Raw genomic sequence first — 9,872 nt, forward strand, 5'->3', positions numbered from 1 at the left:
AGGATTCTGGCGCCATGGAACACCGCTCACCGGCAACGCTCGCCCCCGCTGCTGCTCCGGGGCCCCTGCCGCCGGGCCGGCTGGTCTTCGAACAGGTCGCCGCCGCGCTGGTCGCCGACGGCCTGGTCGCGGCGACGGACCTGGAACGCATCCGGTTTTCCGGCCAGGGCGCGCGCAATGCCAGCGAAGTGCACCCGCTGGTGCTGCTGGCCAACCTGAAACTGGCCGCCACCGGCGGCGGCGAGCTGGGCCTGGAGCGGCTGACCGAGTGGCTGTCCACCCGCACCGGCACCCGCTACCTGCGCATCGATCCCACCCGCGTGGACGTGTCGGCGGTGACCGCGCTGGTCTCGCATGCCTATGCCCGCCGCCACCGTTTCCTGCCGCTGGCCGTGGACAGCGAACGCCTGCTGGTGGCCACCAGCGAGCCGCTGGCCCAGGAGTGGCTGCTCGATCTGCAGCACCTGACCCGACGCCGGATCGAGCTGGCCATGGTCAACCCGCTGGACCTGCATCGCTACACGATGGAGTTCTACGGGGTGACCCGCTCGGTGCGCGGTGCACGCGGCGATGTCCGCAGCGAACCCAGCGGCACCCTGCCCAGCTTCGAGCAGCTGGTGGAGCTGGGGCGCGCCGGCGACGTGAACGCCGACGACCAGCACGTGGTGCATATCGTCGACTGGCTGCTGCAGTACGCGTTCGAACAGCGCGCCTCGGACATCCACCTGGAGCCGCGCCGCGACATGGGGCGCATGCGCTTCCGCATCGACGGGGTGCTGCACAAGGTGTTCGAGGTCCCCCCGGCGGTGATGACCGCCGTGGTCAGCCGCATCAAGGTGCTGGGCCGCATGGACCTGGCCGAGCGCCGGCGCCCGCAGGATGGCCGCATCAAGACCCGCTCGCCGGGTGGGCGCGAGGTCGAAATGCGGCTGTCGACCATGCCCACGGCCTTCGGCGAGAAGTGCGTGATGCGCATCTTCGACCCGGACGCGGCGTTCAAGACCATCGACCAGCTCGGCTTCAGCCCCCAGGAGGCGGCCGGCTGGACCGCGCTGGTGGAGCGGCCGCACGGCATCGTGCTGGTCACCGGCCCCACCGGCTCGGGCAAGACCACCACGCTGTATTCGACGCTGAAGCGGCTGGCCACGCCGGACGTCAATGTCTGCACGGTGGAGGACCCGATCGAGATGATCGCGCCCGAGTTCAACCAGATGCAGGTGCAGACCAACATCGATCTGGACTTCGCCGCCGGCGTACGCACGCTGCTGCGGCAGGACCCGGACATCATCATGATCGGCGAAATCCGCGACCTGGAAACGGCGCAGATGGCGGTGCAGGCCTCGCTGACCGGCCACCTGGTGCTGTCCACGCTGCATACCAACGACGCCCCCTCGGCGATCACCCGCCTGCTCGACCTGGGCGTGCCGCATTACCTGCTGGCGAGCACCCTCAACGGGGTACTGGCCCAGCGCCTGGTCCGCACCCTGTGCCCGCACTGCAAGGTGCCCACGGTGCTCAGTGGCGCCCAATGGGCGGTGCTGGCTGATGCCGATGAAGCATTACCAGAGTCGCCCACGCCATATGCACCGGCCGGATGCATCGACTGCCGGCGCACCGGCTACCTGGGCCGGGTAGGCCTGTATGAGCTGCTGCCATTGGGCTCGCGCCTGCGCAGGCTGATCCGGGCGGACATGGATCTGGCCGGTTTCAGCCAGGCTGCCCGTGCTGAAGGGGTACGAACCCTCCGCCGCGCGGGACTTGAAAAGGTGGCGGCAGGGCTGACTACAATCGAGGAAGTCCTGACCGTACTGCCTCCCCCCGATGAACCGCGCACCCTTCCTGATTCTTGAAACCGGCCAACCGGTCGCCTCGCTGCGCCGGTACGGTCGGTTTCCGCACTGGATCCGGGTCGCCGCCGGGCTGGATGCCGACGAGACGGTGGTGGTCGATGTGGAGCACGGCGGCCAGCTGCCCGACCCGCGCGATTTCGCCGGGGTGATCATCAGCGGCTCGGCGGCCTACGTCACCGACCGCGCGGACTGGAGCGAGCGCAGCGCGCAGTGGCTGCGCGACGCGGCGCACGACGACCGCCCGGTGTTCGGCATCTGCTACGGGCATCAGCTGCTGGCGCACGCGCTGGGCGGCGAAGTGGCCTACAACCCGGCCGGCCGCGAGTCGGGCACGATCGAGCTGGCGCTGGAGCCTTCGGCGGTTGACGACCCGTTGTTCGCCGGCCTGCCGGCGCGCTTCCCGGCCCACGCCACCCACCTGCAGACGGTGCTGCGCGCGCCCGACGGCGCGGCGATCCTGGCGCGCTCGGCGCAGGACAACTGCCACGCCTTCCGCTGGGGCCGCCAGGCTTGGGGCGTGCAGTTCCACCCGGAGTTCGCCACGCACCACATGCGCGGCTACGTCCGCGCCCGCGCCGACTGCATCGGCCGCCACGGCGGCTGCGCCCGAACGGTGGCCCGCGACGTCAGCGCCGCCCCGCTGGCGCGCCAGTTGCTGCGCCGCTTCGTGCGCCAGGCGCGCAACGCCGAACGCGGCCACTGAGCCCGCCGCGTCACATGCGCCCATCTTCAGGCGGCGCGCACGCAAAACAGGGATAATCAGCCTACGCGGGGGCTTGGCCCCGCCTCCCCCTGGTTTCCGGACGCATATGAGCGAGATTCGCAAGGTACCGGCCTCGGCCGGTGCGCAGTGGCTGTTGGGTGGCTGCACGTTGTTCTTCAAATCCCCCCTGCAGCTCGGCCTGCTGGCCGTCAGCTTCGGCATGATCATGATCACCGTGGTGCTGCTGACCTTTATCAGCCCGCTGCTGGGCTCGATCGCGCAGTTGCTGATGATGCTGGCGACCCCGGTGCTGATGGGCGGGTTGATCTGGGCGGTGCGTGAGGTCGAGCATGATCGTCCCGCGCGTCGCGAGCATCTTCTGGAGGGCTTCCGCCGAGGCAGACTGCCGCACCTGCTGGTGGCGGTCCTGCCGTACTTCCTGGCCAGCCTGATGTTGGGGGCGCTGATGGTGCTGCTGCTCGGCACCGATGGCGCCGAGCGTTGGCATCAGGTGCAGATGGAGGTCAACGCGATCAATCAGAGCGGTGGTCAGTTCGAGCCCGGCCAGCTGGAGGCGCTGGCGGAAAGCCTGCCGGTATTCGGCACCCTGCTGTGGATCGTGATTTCCGTGTTGACCAGTGTCGCGGTCTGCCTGATGCTGGCCTTCATGCTTCCACAGGTGATGTTCTCCGGCATCGGCGGTTGGGCAGCGCTGGTGAACAGCCTGCGTACCAGCCTGGTCAACCTTGGTGCGATGGTGATGTTCTACCTGCTGGCCCTGGGGCTGATGATGGTGCTGTACTTCGGTGCGGCAATCATCATGCTGGTGGTCTCGTTCATCAGTCCGGCGCTGGGCCTCATGTTGGCCATCGTGTTCCTGCTGGCCACGGCCCTGCCGATTTTTGCCGGTGCGGTCTTCCTAGGTTGGCGGCAGATGTTCGCGCACGCAGATGCCGGCGCACCGCCACCGGTCCCGCCGTCGAACGGCCCGGGGAATATTTTCGCGGCTTGAGGGTTGATGGGCGGGGTGGTTTTCAGAGCGACGGCGACGGCAGGAGCAACTGCGGCGTTTTGATTGATACGTGCTGGGGCCGGGCGACGGGCAGGCCCGCTCCGGGACACGCCGCAAGTACGTCCGGGTAGGCGTGGGTGAAGAAGCCCTGCTTGCGAGGCACTGCCTCGCGTGCGACTGAACGCACAACCGCTGGCGGTTGGGCCGGGGCCCGGAGGGCGGTTTACGGCGTGTCCCGGAGCGAGGCTGCCCGTCGGCCTCCCCAGCACGTAATAACCAAACCACCGCTTTCAGCGCGAACTACACCACGCGCGCATCACGACGCCTGCTGCTCCCCACCCTTACCCGGCACCAGCCAACGCGCCGCGTGGATGCCGATCTCGTAGAGCAGGCACATCGGGATGGCGAGCATCAACTGCGACACCACATCCGGCGGGGTCAACACCGCGGCCAGCACGAAGATGCCCACGATCGCGTACCCACGGCCTTCCTTGAACTGCTGCGGAGTGATCCAGCCGAGCAGGGTCAGGATCACCATCGCCACCGGCAGTTCGAAACTGCTGCCGAAGGCGAAGAAGATCGCCAGCACGAAATCCAGATAGGCATTCGCATCCGGCGTGATCGCAATCACCTCCGGGCGGAACGTGGTCAGGAAGTGGAAGACCGCCGGCAGCACCAGGAAGTAGGCGAACGCGCAGCCCGTGTAGAACAGCACCACCGACGAGGCCAGCAGCGGCACCGCCAGGCGCTTCTCGCGCGCATACAGACCCGGCGCCACGAACGACCACAGCTGGTACAGCAGCCACGGCACCGCGATGAACAGCGCCACGAAGAAGGTCAGCTTCAGCGGTGCGAAGAACGCGCCCGCAGGATTGGTGGCGATCATCGACTGCCCGTTCGGCAGCTGCGAAATCAGCGGCTCGGCCAGCCAGGTGTAGATCTGCCGCGAGAACGGCATCAACCCCAGCAGCACCACGCCCAGCCCGATCAGGCCACGCATCAAGCGCGCGCGCAGTTCGATCAGGTGTTCCACCAGGCCGCTTTCGGGCACGTCGGGTTCGCTCATCGCGGTGCCTCCGTCGGGGGCGACACCGGATCGCGTGGCGCCTGGCCATCAATGCCGGGCGGGGCCATCGCATCACGCGGCTCGCCCGTGTCCGGTTCCGGCTCGGCGGCCACCACATGCTGGGCAACACTGGCCGGAGAACCCGGCGTGGGTCCGGTCATCACCGGTTCGTCGGCGGCGCTGGAGGCCGCGCCGTCTCCCTGCACCTGCCCGCGTACCTGCTCGGCCTCGCGGCGTACCGCTTCACCGCTGGCGCGCAACTGTGCCTCTGTGTCGCGCACCGAGTCCTGCGCATCGCGGAACTGACGCTTGATCTCGTCGGCATGCAGCTCGCGCTCCAGCTCCTGCTTCACCGAGTCCCACTGGTTGCGCGCACGGCGTACCCACAGCCCCGCGAAGCGGGCCGCCTTGGGCAGCCGCTCGGGACCGAGCACAACCAAGGCCACCACCGCGATGACCAGCAGTTCACTGAAACCGATATCGAACACGCCAAGCCGCCCCGGTCAGCGCCGGTCGCGCTCGTGTTCGTTCTGCGATGTCGTCGTCGGGTCCTGCGGACGCGATTCATCGCTCAGGTGCGCGGTCGGCTTGTCTTCGTCGCGCATGCCCTTCTTGAATTCCTTGACGGCACTGCCAAGGTCCTTGGCGCCACTGGTCAGCTTCTTGGTGCCGAACACCAGCAGAACGATGACCAGCACCACTACCCAATGCCACAAGCTCATACTGCCCATGTGCTGCTCGCAATACCTAGTAATCAGGAGGTTGAGCATAGCGCACCGCCGGTAAGGCGGCGCGCGTGACGAAAGTCAGTTGCCGTCCAGCGATTCGGTACGTACTTCACCTTCGCCCACCGGCTGGAAACCCTGGTGGGCCGCCGGTTGCGCCGGCACCGCCTGCAGCGGAGCGGTAGTTGCGCCACCGTTCGCCTGTTCAGCCACCGGTGCGGCCACGGGCGGCGGCGGGGTGGCCGCCCGCGCCACCGGGGCGCTGCCCTGGGTGCCACGCTTCTCGCGGGCCGAATAGGTGGCTTCTTCCAGGCGATCGCGGAACGCGACCACATCCATCGACGGCGGCTCGCCGACCCGGCCTTCGAACACCATGCGCGGCGTCGTGTTGCTGCCGTAGGCGTCCAGGTTGGCCTCGTCATCGATCTGCAGCACCGCGCCATCCAGCGCCACGCCGGCGAACAGGCCGCGCGCGCGCGACCACGACCAGATCTCGGCCTTCAACTGGCCGTCGGTGGCGGCGGCGGCGTTGCGGCCCACCGGACCGGCGGCCACCCCCGCGTCGGCACCGAGGGTGAACTTGCCGTTCACGAGATTGTCCAGGCTGCGGTCATTGCGGAAGACCAGCACCACGTCGGACGACTGGACGCCGGCCTGGAAGCCGATGCTGCCGCCGGTGAGCTTCATGAACACGGGGTTGGACCAGCTGCCGTCGGCATTCTTGACCGACATCAGGCCATGTCCGCGGCGTCCACCGATGACCAGACCTGCCTTGATCGTGTCAGGAATGACGACGATTGCACGCCCTTCATCCAGCAATTTGTCCGGAATGCCCTGCTCGGGGATTTCCTGGATTTCATTCAGCACGCGCACCGCGTTGCGGGCGCGCTGGTCCTCCTGCGGCCCGGCCATGGCCTGGGTCGACAGCAGGCTGGCGGAGATCAGCAGTACAAGGCTCAAGCGACGCATGGAGACTCCAGGGGGATACAGACTTCTCGAAATTAGTGGGGTTCCGATGAATCCGCAATGAGTATTACTCGTTTCATTCACCATATTGATTACTGCTCCCGTCGTTTCCATCCCGACAATCGCGCAGACCTGCGAGAATGGCCACATGCTCGACGCACCCGACACCGCCGTGCTGGCGGTCAATCTAGGCACGCCCGAGACGCCAACCGCCCCGGCGGTGCGTCGCTACCTGGCTGAATTTCTCAGCGACCCGCGCGTGGTCGCGATTCCGCCACTGCTGTGGAAGCCGCTGCTGTATGGGCTGATCCTGCCGCTGCGCAGCGGTCGCTCGGCGGCGAAGTACGCCCAGGTCTGGCTTCCTGACGGCTCGCCGTTGATGGTCTACACCCGCCGCCTGGCCGAGGCCATGCAAGGCCTCATGCCCAACCTGCGGGTGCGCCACGCCATGCGCTACGGCGCACCTGCGCTGACCGCCGAGCTCGACCGGCTGGCCGCCGAAGGCATGCGCCGCATCGTGGTGTTGCCGCTGTATCCGCAGTATTCGACCACCACCACCGCCTCCATCGAAGACCAGGTCCGCGACTGGCAGCCGCTGCATCCCGGCGTCACCGTCACCCTGGTGCGCGACTATGCCGTGGACCCGGAGTGGGTGAATGCGGTGGCCGACAGCATCCGCGCGTGGTGGCAGCAGCACGGCCGCGGCGAGCGCCTGGTGTTCTCCTTCCACGGCATTCCACAGCGCCTGGCCGATGCTGGCGATCCTTATCCACAGCGGTGCCAGGCCAGTGCGCAGGCCATCGCGCAGGCGCTTGGCCTCGACGACGATGCGTGGGCGCTGACCTACCAGTCGCGCTTCGGCCGCGAGAAGTGGCTGCAGCCCTACGCCGAACCCACCCTGTGGGCGATGGCCGAGAGCGGCATCAAGCGCATCGACGTGGTCTGCCCCGGCTTCGCCACCGACTGCCTGGAGACGCTGGAAGAAGTGGCATTGGGCTTCACGGAAACCGTCGCCGCGCGTGGCGCGCAGATGCGCTACATCCCCTGCCTCAATGATGCTCCGGGTCACGCGCTGGCGTTGTCGCGGTTGAGCATCGCCGCGCTCGCATGATCCTGCAGCCGTTTTCGCTGCCGGTTGCCGGCAGCCCTGTCGCCGGGCTGCGCTCGGGTGCCGGCAACGGTCCCCGCGTGCTGGCCCTGCATGGTTGGCTGGACAACGCGGCCAGCTTTGTACCGTTGGCGGCGGCCTTGCCCGAGTGCGAGCTGGTGGCCATCGACCTGCCTGGGCACGGCCACAGCGCGCACCTGCCGCCGGGCACGCAGTACAACACCCCCGGTGCGCTGTGCCACGTGCTCGACGTGGCCGATGCGCTGGGCTGGGAGCGCTTCACCCTGCTGGGCCATTCGATGGGCGCCGGCATCGCCAGTCTCATCGCGGCGGCGGCGCCGGAACGTGTCGAACGCCTGATCGCCATCGAAGCCCTGGGTGGCCTGCGTGGCCCCGAAGATGAAACCGCGCAGCGCCTTCGCGAACACGTGCGCGCCGCGCGCGCCCTGCCGGGCAAGAGGCTGCGCGTGTTCCCCGACCTCGTCGCGCCGATCCGCGCGCGGATGATGGCCAACCAGCTCAGTGAGCCGTGCGCGCGCCTGTTGGTGGAACGGGGCGTCATGGCGGTGGAGGGCGGCTTCAGCTGGTGCAGCGATCAGCGCCTCATGCTGCCCACCGCACTGCGCATGAGCGAGGCCCAGATCGACGATCTGCTCGCCGCCATCGAATGCCCCACCCAGGTGATCTACGCATCACCGGCGCAGTCGTACTATCCCGAGCCGTTGCGCAGCGATCGCATCCGCCTGCTGCGCGACGGTCGGCTGGCGGTGTTCCCCGGCACCCATCACCTGCACATGGAACATCCGCAGCAGGTGGCCGAGGTGATTACCGCGTTCCTGGACGGCTGATCTGCCGGTTCCATTCCAGTGGCAGCCCGCGCTGCGGGTCGCGCTGGACGCGTCGTGACGGGGTTGGCATGCGCATGGCGAACCTTGACCCGGATCATTTACGGGCGCGCGCTGCGCCGTCGACACTCAAGCCCGGTCGACGGCACGGTGCCGAAGGGAAACAGGTCATGTATGCACACCCGGTTGGATCTTCCTCTGCGTCCGCTGCACCGGCACCGCCGGAGGCCTTGGCCGGCAACGACCTCACGGCGAGGCCAGGCAGTGCGCCAACGAGTGTTGTCAACGCACCTTCTCGCGCGTCGCGATCACACACGCTGCTGGGCGGGGGCACACTCGATATCGGTCATACCAGCATCAGCGACCAGGCCTCGGTGTTGGCGCCCGCCGCACCCGGATCGCCTGCGGGCGTCGCCACCGCCAGTGGCACGACATTGGAGCAGGCCTGGAGCACGGCGCGTGACGCGTGGACAACCCACGCCTACACGATGCTGTGCGGCAAGCTGACCAGAATGGCGCCGCTGACCGACGAACGTCGAATGCGGGTTCTGAGATCGTTGGACGAGTGCCTTGCCCGGCCGCCCGATGTTTTTTGCCGATTTGCGAATCGCGTTGAGGTCTTTGGTCTGAACATGCCCCTGCCTGATGCCATGCGTGATGCACTGGTGCATGCCATGGACACACAGATCATGAGCGAGGCAGCGTCGTATCGAGGCGCAACGCTTGAAGACCTGGAGATGAGGGACCGCCTTGTTCCAGTTCTGGCGCGTCCGGCGGCCGAGGTCCTGAGCAACGACGAGCTGCGCCCGCTGTTTGACGCGCTCCATGCGCAGGCCCTGAAGGTTCCGTTTGAAGCGCGCTTGTCCCACATGCAGGAGATAACCCGCGCGGCCGACCCTGCGCCGCTCCAACCCATGCCGGGGCAGGAACCACAGCCTGTCCTGGTCAGCGTGTTCAATGCCGGAACCGATACGCCGCAGACGCCCCGCGGCCAGGACCTCGTCCTGCGCGCATTGCTTGGCCGCGACACGGCGTTGGGGCCGGACGCCTCGGCACTGCGCCGGAAAACGCAGCTTGACGCACTTCTGGCCAGGCAGCAGTTGGCGGACAGTTGGTGCGCGACGCTGCTGGAATGGGAGACCCACGCCGTGGCGTCGATGTGCGAACGCGTTCAGAGCGCCGTCCCATCCATGTCGACAGTGCGGTCAAGGGAACTGCTGCTGCCGGTGGTGCATGCCTCCCTCGGCAGGGACCTCGACCATATCTGCAGCCCCCAGCGCGCCACCACCTTCGGTCTGGACAAGCCCCTGCCGGCGCACATGCGTGAGGCGGTGAGAGACGCCGTGGCTAGACTCAACCTTGACGCCAACACTGCAGAACAGCGGACGATCGACCTCGCCCTGAACACGCTGGACGAGCAAGCCGCCGTCGTCGTCATGCAGGACCTTCGCCCGCTGTTCGAGGCCCTGCACAGGGCAGTCGCACCCCTCTGGTAGGTGGGTGCGCGCAGGTAGGTGCTGGCCGCTGGCCAGCACACAAGAAAAAACCCCGCTGCGTGAGCAGCGGGGTTTTGGGTATAAACCCTGGCGATGACCTA

10 protein-coding genes are annotated in these 9,872 nt (G+C 67.7%); 6 read left to right on the plus strand and 4 right to left on the minus strand.

What is annotated here, in order from left to right; translation table 11 throughout:
- The first annotated feature begins 14 nt into the window (after positions 1–14).
- The 3 genes from RT456_RS14315 to RT456_RS14325 all read left to right on the plus strand — a co-directional run bounded on the left by RT456_RS14315 (position 15) and on the right by RT456_RS14325 (position 3,565).
- Positions 15–1,850: a GspE/PulE family protein gene (locus tag RT456_RS14315; protein WP_313347710.1), complete on the plus strand. Its 1,836-nt coding sequence runs from the start codon at positions 15–17 to the stop codon at positions 1,848–1,850.
- Entirely contained in the window at positions 1,822–2,553 is a 732-nt protein-coding gene (locus tag RT456_RS14320) for a glutamine amidotransferase (RefSeq protein WP_313347711.1), read from the plus strand. Before RT456_RS14315 ends, RT456_RS14320 begins: the two co-directional genes overlap by 29 nt.
- A 106-nt stretch (positions 2,554–2,659) precedes the next feature.
- Positions 2,660–3,565: a BPSS1780 family membrane protein gene (locus tag RT456_RS14325; protein WP_313347712.1), complete on the plus strand. Its 906-nt coding sequence runs from the start codon at positions 2,660–2,662 to the stop codon at positions 3,563–3,565.
- Positions 3,566–3,881: 316 nt separating this feature from the next.
- Here the strand turns inward: RT456_RS14325 and tatC are convergent, their stop codons facing one another.
- The 4 genes from tatC to RT456_RS14345 form a co-directional block, all read right to left on the minus strand.
- Positions 3,882–4,631: a twin-arginine translocase subunit TatC gene (gene tatC / locus RT456_RS14330; RefSeq protein ID WP_313347713.1), complete on the minus strand. Its 750-nt coding sequence runs from the start codon at positions 4,629–4,631 to the stop codon at positions 3,882–3,884.
- Entirely contained in the window at positions 4,628–5,119 is a 492-nt protein-coding gene (gene tatB / locus RT456_RS14335) for a Sec-independent protein translocase protein TatB (protein WP_313347714.1), read from the minus strand. The genes tatC and tatB overlap by 4 nt, the downstream gene beginning before the upstream one ends.
- 15 nt (positions 5,120–5,134) lie before the next feature.
- Positions 5,135–5,362: a Sec-independent protein translocase subunit TatA gene (tatA, locus tag RT456_RS14340; RefSeq protein ID WP_313347715.1), complete on the minus strand. Its 228-nt coding sequence runs from the start codon at positions 5,360–5,362 to the stop codon at positions 5,135–5,137.
- A 75-nt stretch (positions 5,363–5,437) separates the two neighbouring features.
- Positions 5,438–6,325 (minus strand): YSC84-related protein, encoded by an 888-nt coding sequence (locus RT456_RS14345; protein WP_313347716.1) that lies wholly within the window; start codon positions 6,323–6,325, stop codon positions 5,438–5,440.
- A gap of 145 nt (positions 6,326–6,470) precedes the next feature.
- On the opposite strand from RT456_RS14345, the gene hemH reads away from it, so the two are divergent.
- From hemH to RT456_RS14360, 3 genes are all read left to right on the plus strand, one after another.
- Positions 6,471–7,433, plus strand: a complete 963-nt coding sequence (gene hemH, locus RT456_RS14350; RefSeq protein ID WP_313347717.1) for a ferrochelatase — start codon at positions 6,471–6,473, stop codon at positions 7,431–7,433.
- The gene (locus tag RT456_RS14355; protein ID WP_313347718.1) at positions 7,430–8,278 is read left to right on the plus strand and encodes an alpha/beta hydrolase; all 849 of its coding nucleotides are present in this window, start codon (positions 7,430–7,432) and stop codon (positions 8,276–8,278) included. Before hemH ends, RT456_RS14355 begins: the two co-directional genes overlap by 4 nt.
- Positions 8,279–8,352: 74 nt before the next feature.
- Positions 8,353–9,771, plus strand: coding sequence for a hypothetical protein (locus RT456_RS14360; RefSeq protein ID WP_313347719.1), 1,419 nt, complete (start codon positions 8,353–8,355; stop codon positions 9,769–9,771).
- Positions 9,772–9,872: the final 101 nt, after the last annotated feature.

The sequence above is a fragment of the Stenotrophomonas sp. genome, from assembly GCF_032099025.1.
GTDB lineage: Bacteria > Pseudomonadota > Gammaproteobacteria > Xanthomonadales > Xanthomonadaceae > Stenotrophomonas.

Excerpts from the sequence above, each read along its gene's own strand:
- RT456_RS14315 (WP_313347710.1), top strand. The coding sequence starts at position 15 with ATGGAACACCGCTCACCGGCAACGCTCGCCCCCGCTGCTGCTCCGGGG.
- RT456_RS14320 (WP_313347711.1), top strand. The coding sequence starts at position 1,822 with ATGAACCGCGCACCCTTCCTGATTCTTGAAACCGGCCAACCGGTCGCC.
- RT456_RS14325 (WP_313347712.1), top strand. The coding sequence starts at position 2,660 with ATGAGCGAGATTCGCAAGGTACCGGCCTCGGCCGGTGCGCAGTGGCTG.
- tatC (WP_313347713.1), bottom strand. The coding sequence starts at position 4,631 with ATGAGCGAACCCGACGTGCCCGAAAGCGGCCTGGTGGAACACCTGATC.
- tatA (WP_313347715.1), bottom strand. The coding sequence starts at position 5,362 with ATGGGCAGTATGAGCTTGTGGCATTGGGTAGTGGTGCTGGTCATCGTT.
- RT456_RS14345 (WP_313347716.1), bottom strand. The coding sequence starts at position 6,325 with ATGCGTCGCTTGAGCCTTGTACTGCTGATCTCCGCCAGCCTGCTGTCG.
- hemH (WP_313347717.1), top strand. The coding sequence starts at position 6,471 with ATGCTCGACGCACCCGACACCGCCGTGCTGGCGGTCAATCTAGGCACG.
- RT456_RS14355 (WP_313347718.1), top strand. The coding sequence starts at position 7,430 with ATGATCCTGCAGCCGTTTTCGCTGCCGGTTGCCGGCAGCCCTGTCGCC.
- RT456_RS14360 (WP_313347719.1), top strand. The coding sequence starts at position 8,353 with ATGGCGAACCTTGACCCGGATCATTTACGGGCGCGCGCTGCGCCGTCG.